We start from the raw sequence: 15,481 nt of genomic DNA on the forward strand, positions 1-15,481 counted from the left end.
GTGCCCGGCGCCCGCCGGCCGCCTCACAGCTGGCGCAGGATCACCGGATCCTTGATCTTCTTGTCGGCGGCCAGCAGCAACGCCTTGCTGATGATCTCGGTGAGCCGGCTGTCACCCTCGAACGGCAGGAACATCTCCGGCTCCTTCACCTTCGCCGAGTCCGGGATGACGCACAGATACCGCTCGTCCGGGGCGATCAGGATGTTGCCCGAGCCGCAGTGGATGCGATACGTGTGCAGGTCGCCGCGTACCTCGAGGAACCTGTCGGTGACAGTGCAGCGGCCGGCGATCGCCAGCCGGGGGATCAGCTCCGCCAGCACGTCCCGGCGCGTCCGGCCGGTCGGGGCCAGCTCGCCGAAGCTGCTCTGCGCCCAGTAGTCGCGATGCCGGCCCGCCCGGCCGCCGTCGTACCAGTCCGGGTCGGATCCGACCCCGGCGGCGGCCACGAACAGGTCGACGTCGCGCATCACCTCGCTCAGCACGACCGGCGGAACCTCCACCAGCGGAACCGGCAGGCGCTCTCCCCTGATGAAGAACAGCTGGTCGGTCCCCATCGTGTCGAAGACGAGGTCGTCGTCCCGGTGCTCGATCCCGGCGACACCCAGTTCGGCGCGCAGCCCCCAGTCCGGGAGTGCCAGCCGGGGCAGGTTGTACGAGGCCCCGTCGTTACGGTGCTGCACGTACGACCAGCCGCGCCGGGACAGCAGCGCGTTGAGCCGGTGCTGACGCACGATGTGCGCGGCGAACCGGTTGGAGTACGTGCCGGTGGCCCGCTCCGCGTCGGTGAGCAGGTACTGCTCCCGGTGCGCCTGCTTGAACGGCTGGGTGATCCCGTGCCGGGTGAGGAAGTCGCGCCACGGCCCCACCGCGTCGGGGTCGAGCACCGGATGCCACAACCGGACCGTAGCGTCGTCGGCCGGCTCGAACACGGTGTCGTCCACTGTTCGCAGCGCCGCACCGGCCCAGCAGCAGGCGACGCCGTCGACGGTCCAGACGAGCCGCCGGGCCAGGGTACGGGCCAGCGGATGGTCCAGGAACCGTTCGCGCCACTGCTCGACGGTCCACGAACGGTCCCGCCGCAGCAGCCCTTCCAGCCGGTCGCGGGTGGCGACGAGCGTCGCGGCGACGTCGGCGACAGTCGCCTTCAGCTCCTTCACCTCGTCGCCGTGGTCCCTGCGCACCTGCGCCGGTGGCGTCTTGACCACCTTGGCGTCGGCGTTGCGCCACACCACTACGGCGTCGACACCGCGCACCTCCAGCTCGTACGAGCAGTCGCCCAGCTTGTCCGCCAGCGGCAGCCCGAAGCCGGGCAGGGCCATCTCCTCGACGTCCTCCCGGCTGATGCCGCGCGCCTCGGCGTGCCGGGCCAGCCCCTTCTCCACCAGGCGCAGGGTGCTCTTGTAGGTCAGCCGCGAGGACAACCGGGCCAGCTGGGCGAGGGCGGCCGGGTGATCGGTGTCGACGAGCGCCGCGACCGCTACGTTCGCCAGTTTCGGGCTCGCCGGGCCGTGGCCGGAGATCTTGCGGGCGGCCCGTTCCGCGATCTGGCCGAGGCTGCGCAGGGTCACTTCGGACGGCGGGCACATCGCCCGCGTCCAGATCAGGCCCCACAGCAGCCCGACGTTGTAGCGGTCGATCATCCGTGGTGGCATGTCCTTGATGTGGCCGGGGCAGCATGTGGTCATGCGCAGCGGCAGGCTGCGCGCCTGCCCGACGAGCGGGAGCCAGTCGTCGAGCCGGGCGGTGAACTCGTCCACGCCCACCGCGTCGAGCAGCGACCGGGCCTGCTTGCGCCAACCGGCCGTCGGCTTCGCCTTGTCCACCTCGACCGGGCAGTGCACCAGCAGCGCCTCCCACGCGGACCGGCGATCCGCCGGCATCGCCTCGATGTCCGCGACGGCGCGGTCGGCCCACTGCTCACCGACGTTGGGGATCGGCCACATCCGGTCGGCCTCGTCGCTGATGTCGCTCAGCGAACGTTCGAGCCGGGTCCGACGCCAGGCCGCCAGCGCCGCCGGATGCGTACGCCCGGCCGCCTCTGTCGCCTTGATGGACTCCCAGGTGAAGCCCTGGAGCTGCGAGCTCCAGTAACCGAATCCCAGCCAGGCCTGACCACCGAGCCGATCGAGCCAGACGGCGCCGTCGAGCCCGCCACCGGAGCGCGCGGCACGGATCAGCTTGCCCCGGCCGTCGCTCTTCTCCCCCGGCACCGTGAGCGCGTCGAACACCACCTGCCGCACCGGCACCGGTTGTGCGGCCAGGAGTTCTGTCGTCCGGCGCCACGCCTCGCCCCGGGCCCGGTCCAACGGCTTCTCGTGCTGGTACGGCAGGTCCGGCAGACTGTCGATCAGGGCGGAGGCGGCAGCGACCCGCCTGTCGTGATCCGCGTCGTCGCCGGTCAGGTCGGCCACGGCGGCGGCGACCGACTCGACCTTCCGGGTGGCCTCCGGCAGCAGCTCGACCAACGGCGCAGCGAGATCGTAGGGCCCGTGCGGATCTTCGAGCGCAGCGAGCAGCGACGGAGCCGTCCCCGCCGGCGCCCAGCCGCACACCGCCACCACCCGGTCGACGAATTGCTGCTTGCCGGTCTCGTTGAGGTTCTCGGCGCTCGGGCCCCACCACTTCTTGGCGGTGGCGGCCACATCGTGCAGGGCCGACTCGGGGTCGTACGTCGTCATTCAGCCACCCACCAGCGGGACGAGTTTGAGGAAGGTGACCCGGGATCCGGCGTGCAGGCGGATCTTCTCGTCAAGGGCGGTGACCTGACGGTCGTCGACGAGCACCACGAAGGCGTTGCGGCTGAACGCGTCGAGCGTCGTCCGGGTGCGCTCCTCCGGGTCGGCGTCCACGCCGGACTCGGCGATCTCCAGGAAGACGCGTCTCCGGATCAGCTCGTCGAGCCGCAGCTCCTCCTCGAAGACCTCGATGGTCCACGCCGGTCCACTCGGCGCTCCGACGACCTCGTCGGTGACTGTGATCAATGGCATGGCGGAGAAGATAGCGCTCTCCTCCGACACCGCACGCATTTTGTGTGACCTGACCGCGTACCGGACAGTCTCCACCTTGTACGAGATCGTTTCCGTGAGGCAGGTGGTGAGCGTGTCCTATTCCGCGTACCCGAGCAGGGCCGGCATGTCGGCGGTGGTCGACGCGGCTCGACGCGGCGACCGGGCGGCGATGGACGAGCTGGTCTCGCACTGTCTGCCGCTCGTCTACAACATCGTGGGCCGGGCCCTGAACCGGTCGGCCGACGTCGACGACGTGGTGCAGAACACGATGCTGAACGTCGTCCGCGGTCTGCCGGGCGTACGCGAGCCGCAGGTTTTCCGCTCGTGGCTGGTGGCCGTCACCATGAACGAGATCCGCACCCACGCGCAGCGCCGCCCCACCACGCCCGCGCCGCCGGAGGACATCGACAACGTGATCGACCCGCGCTCGGACTTCGAGGACCTGACGCTGACCCAGCTCCGCCTCTCCGACCAGCGCCGGGAGGTCGTGCTGGCCACGCGCTGGCTGGACGACGACCACCGCCGCCTGCTGTCGCTGTGGTGGCTGGTCGAGGCCGGTCACCTCACCCGCGCCGACCTGATCGACGCGCTCAACCTGGCCCCTCATCACGTGACCGTCCGGGTGTCCCGGATGAAGGCGCAGTTGGACACCGCGCGGCTCGTGGTGCGGGCCCTCACCGCCCGGCCCGGCTGCGCCGGCCTGGCCGACACGGCCGCCGGCTGGGACCGCCGGCCGGAGCCGGTGTGGCGCAAGCGGTTCGCCCGCCACATCCGGGACTGCCCGCACTGCCCGGACGCCGCCTCGGACCTGGTTCCGGCCGAGCGACTGCTGGCCGGCCTGGCGCTCACCCCTCCCCCGGCCGCGCTCGCCTCGGACGTCAGCCACACCGTGCAGGCGGTCGCCGCCCGGTCCCAGGCCTCCCCGCCCGGCGGGCACGTCGTTAGCGCCGGAGCGAGGTCGGCGCTCCCGGTGTCCAAGACCATGGTCGGCGTCGTGGCCGCCGTCGCCGTGCTCGGCGGGGGCGGGCTCGTCCTCGCCAACTATCCGGACGAGCCGAACCGGCAGCCGGCGAGCGCGGCAGCCGCGCAGCCCTCGGCCGCGACCGCCACACCGGCGCTCACGCCCTCCCCGACCGCGGTGAAGCCGTCCTCGACGGCGGTGGAGCCGTCCCCGACCACCGCGCGGCCGAGCCCCGCCAGGTCGGTGAAACCGTCCAGGTCGCCGAAGCCGACCCTGTCGCCGTCCAAGGCCGCCGGCACGTCGACGGGGGTGTCCGCCGCGGAACGGCGACTGCTGGTGCTGCTCAACGAGCGGCGTCGCGCGCTCGGCCTGACCGAGGTCAAGCTGGGCGCGGCGCAGCACCGCGACGCGGAGGCATGCGTACGGCAGAACCTGAACGCGGGCAGCGGGTTGACGCACTGCGGGCACGAGGTGCTGTTCGCGTCCTCCGGCACCGCCACACCGGAGCAGATGATCGAGGCGTGGTTCAACAGTCCGGGCCACAAGACGGCGCTGACGTACGCGAGCTCCCGCTTCGCCGGCCCGGCCATCGTCTCCAACGGCAGCCGCCAGATCGCCGCCATCAACATCGACTACTGAGGGCCGCCGGAACCGGAGGCGTCAGAGCACGGCGAGCCGGTCGACAAGGAGCTCGATCCTGCGCTCGGTGTCCTCCGGCGGCAGTCGCCGCGCCCGGGTCAGGGTGGCCAGCCCGTGCAGGGCAGCCCAGAACACCTCGGTGAACAGCCCGGGGTGGACGCCCTCCCCGGCGACCTCGCCGAGGCTCTCGGACAGGGCGGCGAAGGCGTCCTTCAGCGGCTCCGGTGTGTCCGCCTCCGCGAATGCCAGGCCGCCGTCGAGCTGGAACATGGCGTCGTAGACCGCCGGGCTGCGCGCGGCGAAGTCGAGGTAGGCGCGAGCGAGCGCGGCCACCCTGGCGCGCGGGCCGTCCGCGGCGGAGGCCGCCGCCCGCAGTGCCGCCGCCATCTCGGCGGCGCCGTCGAGGGCGACCGCCCCGATGATCTCGCGCTTGCCGCGGAAGTGGCTGTAGAGGACCGGCTGGCTGTATTCGATGCGCTCGGCGAGCCGGCGGGTGGTGACGGCGTCCCAGCCCTGCCGCTCGGCCAGTTCGCGGGCGGTCGCCACGATGAGACGCTCCCGCTCCGCCCGCTCCCGTTCCTTACGTCGCTGTACGGACACGATCCGATTCTAGCACCGCTAGGAAGGAGAGCATCGACAGTGCTAGCGTCGACTCAATATCTAGCGTCACTAGATTCCAGGGAGCCAGTCATGCTCAGCGCACTCCAGGTGCTCACCCTCGTGGTCGTCGGCGTCATGGTGGGAGTGGAGTTCGCCGTCGCCTTCGTCCTCAACCGGATCCTCAACGCCCTCCCCGGCGACGGCGGCCAACTCGGTCGCGCGCACGGCGGCCGGATGCTCGGGGCCGTGATGCCGTTCTGGTACATCGCCGCACTCGTCCTCGTGGCGATCTGGGCGGCCGCCGGGTGGGGCCACCACGGGAACGGCCGTGCCGTCACGGCCGGCGTGCTGCTGATCGTCAGCGTGCTCATGTCGGCCCTGCTGCTCGTGCCGATCAACAACCGGGGAAAGACGTGGACACCGGACAACCGGCCCGCCGACTGGAAGCAGCAGATGAACCGCTGGGACCGCCTGCACTACGTCCGGGTCGCGATCATCATCGCGGCCTTCGCCCTGCTGGCCGCCGCCCTTGTCTGACCCGAGCCGGAGATGGAGAAGGCCCCGACCCGGTGTGAACCGGGGCGGGGCCTTGCTCGTCCGTGCGCCGCCAGGGACTCGAACCCCGAACCCGCGGATTAAGAGTCCGCTGCTCTGCCAGTTGAGCTAGCGGCGCTCACCGACAACGGGACGGAACGTTAGCAGCCCGCGCGTCGAACCCGGCACGCAGGGGGTGGTCACGTTCCGGACGTCGCGGCGAGGGCTGCGAACCGTCACCCAGCGACCGCGAAGTGATTGACCATTGTCGAAGTCTGGCGGCATAATCTGACCCGGAGCCGGGCTGGCCACTGGGCGATCGACCGTGACAACCGACAGGACATCGCCGCCAGCGCACCGCCGAGACGATGCGGACCGGCGGCTGCCCCGACCCGACCTTCGCGTCGCCGGATGATGCTGGCGGCGGCCGCCACCCTCCTGACCGCGGTGGCCTCCGGGGTGGCCGTCACCGCCGCGCCCTCGATGGCCGCCGCGAGCACCGGGTACGTGGCGCTGACCCAGCACATCCCCAAGGAGCACAGATGCGACTCACGCGTACCCGGCTCCGGTCGGCCGCTGCGGTGCTCACCGCAGCCGCCGTCGCCGTGGCCGCCGCACTCACGTCCGCGGTCTCCGCGCAGGCCGCCGCCGGCTGCCGGGTCGCCTACACGGTGACCAGTCAGTGGCCGGGCGGCTTCAGCGCGAACGTGGACGTCACCAACCTCGGCGACCCGCTGACCGGCTGGCGGTTGACCTGGTCGTTCACCGCCGGGCAGGTGGTCGGGCAGGCATGGAACGGCACCGTGTCCCAGTCCGCCGGACGCGTCACCGTCACCAACGCCGCCTGGAACGGCGGCCTGGGCACCGGAGCCACCACTCAGTTCGGCTTCGGCGGCTCGTGGAACAACGCGTCGAACCCGGCGCCTACCGACTTCACGCTGAACGGCGTGCCGTGCACCGGTCGCCCGGCCCCCACCACGACCGCGCCGCCCACGACCGCGCCGCCCACCAGCCCGCCACCGACCAGCGCGCCGCCCACCAGCCCGCCGCCGGCCGGCGTGCTGGAGCAGACGCGCACGGTGGGACGGGTGCGGACGGTCGGCACCGGCGTCCAGTACACCTGGCCGGGCATCTATTTCGAGGGCCGGTTCCGTGGCACCGGCGTCGGGATCGTCCTCAACGACGCCCAGAACGACTACGCCGTGCAGGTCGACGGGGCGACCGTCGCCACGCTCGTGACCCCCGGACAGACCACCTACTGGGTCCGCAACCTCGCCGACGCCGAACACACCGTCCGGCTCGTCAAGCGCACCGAGAGCCCGTGGGCCGCAGGCGAGTTCGGTGGTCTCGTAGCCGCTCCCGGTGGCGCGATCCTGGCCCGGCCCGCCGCCCGCAGCCGCCAGATCGAGTTCATCGGCGATTCGTGGACGGCCGGCTACGGCAACATGTCGACGACCCGCGACTGCACCGGCAACGGTGGCGTCACACGCAACTCCAACGCCGACGTCACGTTCGGCGCCCTGACCGCGCAGAGCCTGAACGCCGACTACCAGCTCATCGCCTGGTCCGGCCTGGGCATGGTCCGCAACTACAACGGCCAGGGCACGGACACCTTCCGCACCTACTACGAGACGGACCTGCAGGCACTGTGGAACAGCACGGTGTGGCAGAACCCGGGCACCTGGAAACCGCAACTGGTAGTCGTCGGCCTCGGCATCAACGACTTCTCCACCGCGCTCAACGCCGGCGAACGGTGGACCACCGCCGAGCAACTCGCCGCCGACTTCCGGAACGCGTATCTGGGCTTCCTCGACAAGCTGCGGACCCGGTACGGCCCGGACACGTTCATCGTGCTCACCTACCCGGATCTCCCCGGCACCCTCCTCGCCGCCTCGGTCCAGCAGGTCGTCCGGACCCGCACGGAGGCGGGCGACACCCGCGTCCGCTCGCTCTACTACGACGACAACGCCCTGGGCCTGGACAAGCTCGGCTGCGACTGGCACCCGTCCCGGCGGGACGACCAGCTGCTCGCCGGGGCGCTCACCCGGTTCCTCGGTACCCTGCCCCTGACCTGGTGAGGCCGAACCGGCGGACGGCCGGCCTCCGCGGGGTCCGTCGGAGGCCGGTCGGAGCCGTATGCTGCCGGTGATGGATGTCTTCGGCACGGTGGCCGACCTGTACGAGCGTGTGCGCCCCGGGTATCCGCCGGAGATCGCCGAGTCGATCCTCGCCTACCACGGCGGCACACCGGCGTCGGTGGCCGAAGTCGGCGCGGGCACCGGGAAGGGCACCGAGGTGCTGGCCCGCCTCGGTGCGCCGCTGACCTGCGTGGAGCCCGATCCGCGGATGGCGGCCCGGCTCGCCGAACGATTCCCGGACGCCCGCATCGAGGCGACGACCTTCGAACGGTGGTCGCCGCCCGCCGGCGGCGTGGACGTGCTCGCCTGCGCGATGGCCTGGCACTGGCTGGACCCGGCCACCCGCAACGCGCATGCCCGGCGCGCGTTGGCGCCGGGCGGCACCCTCGCCGTCTTCGGGCACCGCTTCGACTACGCCGACGCCGCCCAGCAGGCCGCCGTACGGGCCGCGCTGCGATCCGTCGACCCTACCGTCCGGGAGCGGCCCGTCGACTGGTTCCACCGGGACGTCCTCGACAGCGGACGGTTCGACGACGTACGCCGGGAGGTGTTCCGCCGGGAGCTGCCGCTGGACAAGGAGCATTACCTGGCGCTGATGCGCACGTTCGGGCCGTACCTGTCGCGTACCCCGGAGCAACAGCGACGCGGTATCGCCGCGCTGGACCGGCTGGTGGACGAGTTCGGCGGCACCGTCGTGCTCGACCTGCGGACCACGCTGGTGCTCGGCCGGGCCGATGCTCGGTGACCGGTGGGGCGTGTCCGACGAGGAGACGCTGCGCCGCTACCCGTGCGACGACATCGTGCCCGCACCCACGTTGCGGGCGTGGCGCGGGGTGAGCGTGGACGCGTCACCGGCGGCCGTGTGGCAGTGGGTCGGCCAGGTCCGCCTCGCGCCCTACTCGTACGACTGGATCGACAACCTCGGCCGCCGCTCACCGCGACGGTTGGTGGGCCTTCCCGAGCCGGTGGTGGGCGAGCCGTTCACCACGGCGGGTGGGCGGCGGCGCGGCCGGGTCCTCGCGGTCGAACCGGGGCGGCACTTCACCGGCGAGATCATGGGCGCGGTGCTGTCGTACGTCCTGGTGCCGGAAACCGGGGGCGGCACCCGCCTGCTGCTCAAGGTCGTGATGCGGACGAACCCGGTGATCGCCCTCGGCGGATGCCTCGGTGACCTGGTGATGGCCCGCCGGCAGTTGCTGAACCTCAAGCGGCTCGCCGAGTCCCGGTGACGGGCTGGCGCGGTGAGGGACCGCATTCGCGGACGGACCGGGACGGGTTCGCCACCTGGACTGCGGCGATGGCCTTCGGTCGATGGGTTCTCCTGGCCCTGATGGCGCTCCTCGGTCCGCTGCTGTGGTGGAGCGGCGTGGCGCTCACCACGTCCGCCGCCTACGCCGCTCTCCCGTCCGGCGATGCGCGCCTGCCGGATCTCGTGGCCGCGTACCGCAGCAGCGCGATCGTAGTCATGATTGTCTTCGTCCTGCTGAACCTGGCGCTGGTGCTGATCGCCGTGCCCTCCGAACGGGAGGTGCGACAGGGCCAGGGCGGCACGATCGTCCGCGCGGTGGTGGGAACGGTGCTCGTCACCGCCCTGGTGTGGTTCGAGTACCGGTTCAGTCCGGCGGGCCACGACTGGAGCGGTGACCCCGACGCCCGGAGCGCGGTCCGGGATCACCTGCACCCCTGGCATCCGGCGGCCGGGGGCCTCTGGGTCGCGGTGCACTCTGCGGTGGCGGCCTCGATCGCCGTACGGGCCGGGCAGTACCGGCACCGCCGGCGGATCGTGGATGCCCTCAGGAGGAGGGTGCAGGCGCAGCGGGTGAACGCGGAACCACGCCCTTGACGGCGGCACGCTCGATCACGCCGGTCGTCGCTCGACCGGCGCGCTGCTCAGTACGCCGTCCGGCCGGACCTCCTGACGCAGGCGTGCCAGGTCGACGAACCGGTCACCGTCGGGCGGGACGGCGTCGAGCAGGCGCAGGACCACTGTGCAGTACTTGGCCATGGTGTTGCGGCCCGGCATGAAGATGGACAGCTCGTCGTGGGCTTCCAGCGTCCGCACGATCAGGTCGGCGGGCAGGGGCGGCAGCGTCTCCGGGGTGCCCTCCACCGCGACTTTGACCGTCCAGAACGGCCCGACACCGTCGAGCACGCGCCGGTCCTGGTCCGGCGTCTCCAGCGCCAGCGTCCGCCACGGCTCGCCCAGGCAGGTGACGCCGGCCTGCCGCACGGTGGTGACCAGTCCGGCCGCCGCCGACGCGATGACCTCCTCGGCCCGGTCCCACTCCTGCGTGTCCCGGCCCAGCGGCGTGCCGGGCACGAGCCGCGCCACCACAGTCACCGCCGGTACGTGCCGCGACCGCGGTTCGGGCTGCGCCTCGAAGACCGCGCGGGCGGCGGCTATCGCGTCGGCCTGCGCCTGGCGTTGCCGGGCGACCTCGTCGCTGTGCCGGTCGAGCAGCGCGAGGGCCTGGTCCGGTTCGTCGAGGGCCCGCCGGACGAGCTTGACGCTCATCCCGGTGTCCCGCAGCAGGGTGATCAGCATCGCGCGTTCCACCTGGTCGAAGGCGTACGAGCGGTGGCCGGTCCGGCCGTCGACCTCGGCGGGCACGAGCAGCCCTTCGGCGTGGTAAAAGCGCAGCGCCTGCGGCGACAGGTGGCACATCTGGCTGAACTCGCTGATCGACAACATGACCAAAGACTGCCCCCTGTGGTAACCGCAAGGGCAAGTGACATCGCCTAACGCCTGTCGTCGTCGCACCCGGCCTGGGGCAGCCCGGCAGCCGCCGCGACGGCCTCGACCGCCTGTTCCAGCCCGGTGCTCTCCGGGAGGACGAGCTCGCCGGGCCAGCCCAGGACGTCGTGCGCGGCGTACCAGCCGCTCATCTGCTCGGCGGTGAAGTCACCGGCCTGTGGGCGGGTCAGGTGCCGGCGCAGCGTCTCGGCCAGCGACACGTCGAGGTAGCAGAACAGCGATCGCCCCCGGTGGCCGTCCCGCAGCGAGGTCAGCACGTCGCGGTAGCGGCCGGTGTACAGGATGCCCTCCAGGACCACGTGGCAGCCGTGGTCGAGGGCGAACCGGGTGGTCTGCTCGATCAGCGCGGGCGCGACGCCGCCGGGCTTGTCCCGTTCGAGCAGGACGACGCGGCGCAGATAGTCCTGTTCGACGAGGGCGCAGCCCCGGCCGTGCCGGCGTCGTAGCTCGCGGGCGATGCTGCTCTTGCCCGAACCCGAGTTGCCCCTGATACAGACGAGGATCGTGTCCGGGCTGCCGGCGGGTGCAGCGCGCACTGTCCCTCCCTGGCCGCGAGTATCCCGAAGGCGCCACCCGGCCGCACCTCGGTGGAACGCCATGGGTGCTTCGCACCGGTCATCGCCGACGCTGTGCGCCCTCCTGGACGCGGGTCGAGCTCACCATGGGTATCAGCGAACAGGCGGCGCAGAAGGGGTTCTCATCAAACCGGTCTCATCGGGAGTCGTCCCAATCCCCGGTCCGCATGAAACGCCTCAGGCGTAGCGTGGGCTCGGTGAGGTCCCAGCGCTTTCCGGCGACCCACTCGTCGTCGTAGTAGGAGCGACGGTACGGCTCGGCACCATCGGCGGCCACGATGACCACCGCCCCCGACTCGCCCGCCTGACTCATACGGTTCGCCAGGTGACAGGCGCCCCAGAGGCAGGCGCCGGTGGACGGCCCGGCCGCCACGCCGCCGGCCGTGGCGAGGACTCGCATGGCGGCCACGCTTGACGCGTCCGGCACCGGAATGACCAGGTCGACGACGTCGGGATTGAAGGCCGGCTCCAACCTCGGCCGCCCGATCCCCTCGATGCGCGACGGCATTCCGGTCGCGTAGTCCCGGCACTCGGTGGCCCAGCCGGGAAAATACGCCGAGTTCTCCGCGTCGACGACCGCCAGCCGGGTGGCGTGCCCGTGCCGGCGCAGGTAGCGGCCGATCGCGCGAGAGGTGGCCCCGGTGCCGGCGCCGGTGACGATCCACGCGGGCTCCGGTCGGCCCTGGGCCGCGAAGTCGCGCAGGATCTCGTCGGGCAGGCCGGGCATGCCGTCGTCGAGGTCCGCGTCGATGGCCGGACCGAGCGTGGCCAGGCAGTCCAGGTAGTACCCGTTCCACTTTCCGGCCAGCCGCTCGGCGTTCTCGTACACGGCCAACGGCGGGTCGACCCGGTAGGTGGCCCCACCCTGCTCGGAGATTCGGTCGATGCGGTCCGGCGACGACTTAGCGGGCACCACCGCGGTGAACGGCAGCCCCAGCACCCGGGCGAAGTACGCCTCCGCGACGGCCATGTTCCCGCTGGTCGCCTCCACCAGCCGCGTCTCCCGACGGATGACGCCGCGGGAGAGCGAGTGAAGAAACAGGCTGCGCGCGAAGCGGTATTTCACACTTCCGGTGGGGCGAGCCGACTCATCTTTCACGAAAATCGCCACAGACGATTCGCCGGGGAAGGGTAGACGAATCAGGGGCGTCGCTTTCTCGACGTTCCGATCGGCTTCCAGAACAGCCGTGGCTCGGCGACCCCAATCATCTCCCGAGAACTCCGGATGAAGTCCCGTCAATGCCATCCGAATCCCATCAGCCCTCGTAGGACAAGACTTCCGACAACTGCGTGAGGCGATCCCGGACCGAACTCACCAGGACGCCGCCGCTCGCCTCGTCCCGCCGCAGTTTGCCGCGCTTGACAAGATCATGGACGCCCTGCCGGGTGATGCCGAGCATCGCGCTCGCCACCGTCAGCGAGACCGCCTCGGCTGACGGATGGCCGAACCGGCGCGCCACGAGCGCCCCGAACGGCGTGCGCCACCACTCGAACGGCGGCGCGAAGACGTCGCCGGACTGGTAGATCTCGGCGGTCAGGCGCCGGACGGTCTCGGCGGCGAGCCGTTCGTCCGGGCCGAGCACCTGCGCCGCCCACACCTCGGCGGCGATCTCCAACTGCCGGCGAAGCGCCGAGGAACCGGGTGGATCGTCGCCGTCCGTCCCCAGCAGCCGGTCGAGCGGATCGAGCAGGCGTGCCCCGACGTCGCACACGAGCTGACGGACGATGGCCACATGAACCGCGGTCGACACCTCGCCCCAAGCGGGCCTGTCGTCCACGAGGCCATTGCTACCTGCCGGTTCGCCGTTCATCAGTCCACCTCCACGCTCGCGACCGAGTCTAGCAGGCACTTGACACCGACGGTAAAGTCGCCGGGACCCTCCGCGCGATGATTGTCAAGAGTTCAAATAACTTTGCGTCCCACACCCTGCTTAACGGCTTGACAGGCTTCGTTAAGCGCGCAACGATAGCCATTGGCGTCGATTTGCTACGGGGGTAGCGCAATGGATGTTGGCGTTCGCCAAGATTTTTCGGCCAATCCGTGCAGCTCAAGCAGCATTGAAACAATGCTCGTCGATGCGAAGCTTCTCATACAAAAAGCGCTTGCCGTTCACGAAGGAACACGCCGGCCCTACTCATCGACAGTAGAGGCATTGTATTCCGAGTCCGAAACCGCGGCCATCATGCACCACTACCTGGCGCGGCAGGCCGGCCGGTCGCCCCACATCCACTACATCGCCGGGTTCGCGGCTGCCGGGCGCGAAGTGTCGGTCGGCCCGCTGGAGCACTCGCTGCTCCAGGAGTCCGCGTCCGTCCACGCGCTTGTCGACGCCGACATGATCGCCCGGTTGTCCGGCACGGACGAGTCCCTCGAACAGATGCTGGCACAGCACGTGCGGGCCCGCACCGTGGATCGGCGGCTGCCCCGATTCGCCGTGCTGGACGGCGAGATGGTGCTCCTCCGCAGCGACCACCACAGGGTGCCTCGCTTCCTGATCGTCCGCGAGTCGCACGTGGTGCGTTCCATGGCGACGCTCTTCGACGCGATGTTCGAGCGTGCGGTCGACCTGTCCGTCGCCGCTCGCTTCACCGGCCAGTCCGGTGAAGCGAGCGACACCGAGAACTGGTTCGTCCGCGTGCTGACCATGCTCGACGCCGGATACACGGACGAGACCGCTGCCCGCAAGCTCGGCGTCTCCGTCCGCACCTACCGGCGGTACGTCGCGGAGACCATGGCCCAGCTGGACGTTTCGTCCCGCTTCCAGGCCGGTGTTCGTGCCGCGACGCTCAACCTCATCCCGGCTCCCCGGCCCGGGCGGGACCACTGAGTGGTGCCGGTGCGGCCGTCCGGGCACGGCGAGCCCGCAGCCGCACCGGCATCGACTCGTAGCCCCAGATCAGGTTCGAGTGCAGTCGCACGGCCGGGCCGGCCGGCTCCGGCAGGCGCACCCGGTCGCAGAGCTCCTCGAACATCACGGTCAGCTCCATCTCGGCCAGCGCGGCGCCGAGGCAGTAGTGCTCCCCAGGAGCCAGCGCCAGGTGCCGGTTCGGTGACCGGCCGGTGTCGAGCACGTCCGGCCGGTCGAAGGCCCGTGGGTCCCGGTTCGCCGCGGCCAGCCACACCGCGACGCGTTGGCCGGCCCGGATCCGTGTCCCCTCGATCTCCAGATCGGTGGTGGCGACCCGCGCGACGTGCATGGCCGGGCTGGTGAAACGCAGGATCTCCCGCACCGCCGTGTCCACCGGCACATCCCCGCCGGCAATCCGCGCCCACTCGTCCGGACGGTCCATCAGTGCCCGGACACCGCCGACAGTCGCGTGCCGGCTGGTCTCGTTTCCGCCGGACACGAGGCCGTCGCAGTTGAGGTAGATCTCCTCATCGGTGAGCGGCTCGCCGTCCACACGGCCGTTGACCAGGGCGGTGACCACGTCCTCGCCCGGTTCCCGGCGGCGCCGCTCGACCAGCTCGGCGTAGTAGAACAGGATGTCCGTGTGGGCCTGTGCCATCGCGGCCGGGTCCGCGCCACGGTCGCCGTGGCCGAACGCGGTCATGGTTCGGTCCAGCATGAAGTCCCAGTCGTTCGGCGGCACGCCCAGCAGGTCGCAGATCACCGACACCGGGAGCCGGGCCGCCACCCGGACGAGGTCGCAGGTCTCCCGCTCCAGCGCCTCGTCGAGCACGATCCGCACGGTCGCGCGCATCGTGTCACGCAGCCGGGCGACCATGCGGGGCGTGAACGCGGCGTTCATCAGACGCCGCAGTTGGGCGTGCCGAGGCGGGTCCGTGACGATCAGCATGCGGTTGGCCGAGGACCGCACCGCGGCCGGGTTGTCGTCCAGCCGCATGCCACCGGCGGAGGAGAACCGGGCGGGATCGCGGAGCACGGCCACGGCGGCGGTGTGGCCGAGGACCGCCCAGAAGGGCTCCAGGCCCCGCCGGTCGATCCACTGCACGGACCCGGCTTCCCGCATCCGGGCCCAGAGGCGCTCCGGCTCGCCGTAGCGGTAGAGCCCCGGATCGGCCAGATCCTGCGGCCCGTACGTCACCGCGGCTCCGGGCTCTGCATCGACTCGGCCAGGCTCCGGGGCCGCATGTCGGTCCAGGACTCCTCGACGAAGTCCAGGCACTCCTGGCGGGTTCCGGCCGTCCTGGCCACCGTCCAGCCCGCGGGCAGTGCCGCGAACGACGGCCACAGGGAGTGCTGGTTCTCATCGTTTACCAGCACGAGGTACTCGCCGTCCGGGTCCTCGAACGGATTGGTCATCAGTGC

16 protein-coding genes and 1 tRNA gene are annotated in these 15,481 nt (G+C 71.2%); 7 read left to right on the forward strand and 10 right to left on the reverse strand.

Annotated features, from left to right (window positions below; genetic code table 11):
- Positions 1-23 precede the first annotated feature (23 nt).
- Positions 24-2,678 carry a DUF4132 domain-containing protein gene (locus ACGFIA_RS02735; RefSeq protein WP_393258089.1) on the reverse strand — a complete coding sequence of 885 codons (2,655 nt, stop codon included), beginning with the start codon at positions 2,676-2,678 and terminating at the stop codon, positions 24-26.
- Entirely contained in the window at positions 2,679-2,987 is a 309-nt protein-coding gene (locus ACGFIA_RS02740) for a hypothetical protein (protein ID WP_357390262.1), read from the reverse strand. It lies immediately after the preceding gene.
- Positions 2,988-3,099: 112 nt separating this feature from the next.
- Here ACGFIA_RS02740 and ACGFIA_RS02745 point away from each other — a divergent pair, with 112 nt between their 5' ends.
- Positions 3,100-4,608 carry a sigma-70 family RNA polymerase sigma factor gene (locus tag ACGFIA_RS02745; protein ID WP_393258094.1) on the forward strand — a complete coding sequence of 503 codons (1,509 nt, stop codon included), beginning with the start codon at positions 3,100-3,102 and terminating at the stop codon, positions 4,606-4,608.
- Between the two features lie 21 nt (positions 4,609-4,629).
- On the opposite strand, the gene ACGFIA_RS02750 is transcribed toward ACGFIA_RS02745, so the two are convergent.
- Positions 4,630-5,208: a TetR/AcrR family transcriptional regulator gene (locus tag ACGFIA_RS02750; RefSeq protein WP_357390266.1), complete on the reverse strand. Its 579-nt coding sequence runs from the start codon at positions 5,206-5,208 to the stop codon at positions 4,630-4,632.
- A 90-nt stretch (positions 5,209-5,298) separates the two neighbouring features.
- Here ACGFIA_RS02750 and ACGFIA_RS02755 point away from each other — a divergent pair, with 90 nt between their 5' ends.
- A complete protein-coding gene (locus tag ACGFIA_RS02755; RefSeq protein WP_357390268.1) occupies positions 5,299-5,745 on the forward strand; it encodes a DUF1772 domain-containing protein in 447 nt (148 codons plus the stop codon).
- A 63-nt stretch (positions 5,746-5,808) separates the two neighbouring features.
- Here ACGFIA_RS02755 and ACGFIA_RS02760 read toward each other — a convergent pair.
- Positions 5,809-5,881, reverse strand: a tRNA-Lys gene (locus ACGFIA_RS02760).
- A gap of 403 nt (positions 5,882-6,284) precedes the next feature.
- On the opposite strand from ACGFIA_RS02760, the gene ACGFIA_RS02765 reads away from it, so the two are divergent.
- From ACGFIA_RS02765 to ACGFIA_RS02780, 4 genes are all read left to right on the forward strand, one after another.
- Complete coding sequence (locus tag ACGFIA_RS02765; RefSeq protein ID WP_357390270.1) at positions 6,285-7,820, forward strand: cellulose binding domain-containing protein; 1,536 nt, start codon at positions 6,285-6,287, stop codon at positions 7,818-7,820.
- A gap of 70 nt (positions 7,821-7,890) precedes the next feature.
- Positions 7,891-8,625 carry a class I SAM-dependent methyltransferase gene (locus ACGFIA_RS02770; RefSeq protein ID WP_357390272.1) on the forward strand — a complete coding sequence of 245 codons (735 nt, stop codon included), beginning with the start codon at positions 7,891-7,893 and terminating at the stop codon, positions 8,623-8,625.
- A 10-nt stretch (positions 8,626-8,635) separates the two neighbouring features.
- The gene (locus ACGFIA_RS02775; protein ID WP_393258100.1) at positions 8,636-9,109 is read left to right on the forward strand and encodes a polyketide cyclase; all 474 of its coding nucleotides are present in this window, start codon (positions 8,636-8,638) and stop codon (positions 9,107-9,109) included.
- A 101-nt stretch (positions 9,110-9,210) separates the two neighbouring features.
- The gene (locus ACGFIA_RS02780; protein WP_393258103.1) at positions 9,211-9,723 is read left to right on the forward strand and encodes a hypothetical protein; all 513 of its coding nucleotides are present in this window, start codon (positions 9,211-9,213) and stop codon (positions 9,721-9,723) included.
- A gap of 15 nt (positions 9,724-9,738) precedes the next feature.
- Here ACGFIA_RS02780 and ACGFIA_RS02785 read toward each other — a convergent pair whose 3' ends face one another.
- From ACGFIA_RS02785 to ACGFIA_RS02800, 4 genes are all read right to left on the reverse strand, one after another.
- A complete protein-coding gene (locus tag ACGFIA_RS02785; RefSeq protein WP_393258106.1) occupies positions 9,739-10,572 on the reverse strand; it encodes a MerR family transcriptional regulator in 834 nt (277 codons plus the stop codon).
- Positions 10,573-10,619: 47 nt separating this feature from the next.
- Entirely contained in the window at positions 10,620-11,171 is a 552-nt protein-coding gene (locus ACGFIA_RS02790) for a kinase (RefSeq protein ID WP_393258109.1), read from the reverse strand.
- Positions 11,172-11,346: 175 nt separating this feature from the next.
- Positions 11,347-12,456, reverse strand: coding sequence for a pyridoxal-phosphate dependent enzyme (locus tag ACGFIA_RS02795; protein WP_357476306.1), 1,110 nt, complete (start codon positions 12,454-12,456; stop codon positions 11,347-11,349).
- Positions 12,457-12,466: 10 nt separating this feature from the next.
- Positions 12,467-13,021: a hypothetical protein gene (locus tag ACGFIA_RS02800; protein WP_357476308.1), complete on the reverse strand. Its 555-nt coding sequence runs from the start codon at positions 13,019-13,021 to the stop codon at positions 12,467-12,469.
- A 342-nt stretch (positions 13,022-13,363) separates the two neighbouring features.
- On the opposite strand from ACGFIA_RS02800, the gene ACGFIA_RS02805 reads away from it, so the two are divergent.
- A complete protein-coding gene (locus ACGFIA_RS02805; RefSeq protein WP_393258113.1) occupies positions 13,364-14,038 on the forward strand; it encodes a hypothetical protein in 675 nt (224 codons plus the stop codon).
- On the opposite strand, the gene ACGFIA_RS02810 is transcribed toward ACGFIA_RS02805, so the two are convergent.
- Entirely contained in the window at positions 14,004-15,257 is a 1,254-nt protein-coding gene (locus tag ACGFIA_RS02810; RefSeq protein ID WP_393258116.1) for a cytochrome P450, read from the reverse strand. The two genes, ACGFIA_RS02805 and ACGFIA_RS02810, sit on opposite strands and share 35 nt — an antisense overlap.
- The gene (locus tag ACGFIA_RS02815; protein WP_393258603.1) at positions 15,254-15,478 is read right to left on the reverse strand and encodes an MbtH family protein; all 225 of its coding nucleotides are present in this window, start codon (positions 15,476-15,478) and stop codon (positions 15,254-15,256) included. Before ACGFIA_RS02815 ends, ACGFIA_RS02810 begins: the two co-directional genes overlap by 4 nt.
- Positions 15,479-15,481: the final 3 nt, after the last annotated feature.

Source organism: Micromonospora sp. NPDC049203 (genome assembly GCF_043197215.1).
Lineage (GTDB): Bacteria > Actinomycetota > Actinomycetes > Mycobacteriales > Micromonosporaceae > Micromonospora.

Excerpts from the sequence above, each read along its gene's own strand:
- ACGFIA_RS02735 (WP_393258089.1), bottom strand. The coding sequence starts at position 2,678 with ATGACGACGTACGACCCCGAGTCGGCCCTGCACGATGTGGCCGCCACC.
- ACGFIA_RS02740 (WP_357390262.1), bottom strand. The coding sequence starts at position 2,987 with ATGCCATTGATCACAGTCACCGACGAGGTCGTCGGAGCGCCGAGTGGA.
- ACGFIA_RS02755 (WP_357390268.1), top strand. The coding sequence starts at position 5,299 with ATGCTCAGCGCACTCCAGGTGCTCACCCTCGTGGTCGTCGGCGTCATG.
- ACGFIA_RS02765 (WP_357390270.1), top strand. The coding sequence starts at position 6,285 with ATGCGACTCACGCGTACCCGGCTCCGGTCGGCCGCTGCGGTGCTCACC.
- ACGFIA_RS02770 (WP_357390272.1), top strand. The coding sequence starts at position 7,891 with ATGGATGTCTTCGGCACGGTGGCCGACCTGTACGAGCGTGTGCGCCCC.
- ACGFIA_RS02780 (WP_393258103.1), top strand. The coding sequence starts at position 9,211 with ATGGCGCTCCTCGGTCCGCTGCTGTGGTGGAGCGGCGTGGCGCTCACC.
- ACGFIA_RS02785 (WP_393258106.1), bottom strand. The coding sequence starts at position 10,572 with ATGTTGTCGATCAGCGAGTTCAGCCAGATGTGCCACCTGTCGCCGCAG.
- ACGFIA_RS02795 (WP_357476306.1), bottom strand. The coding sequence starts at position 12,456 with ATGGCATTGACGGGACTTCATCCGGAGTTCTCGGGAGATGATTGGGGT.
- ACGFIA_RS02800 (WP_357476308.1), bottom strand. The coding sequence starts at position 13,021 with ATGAACGGCGAACCGGCAGGTAGCAATGGCCTCGTGGACGACAGGCCC.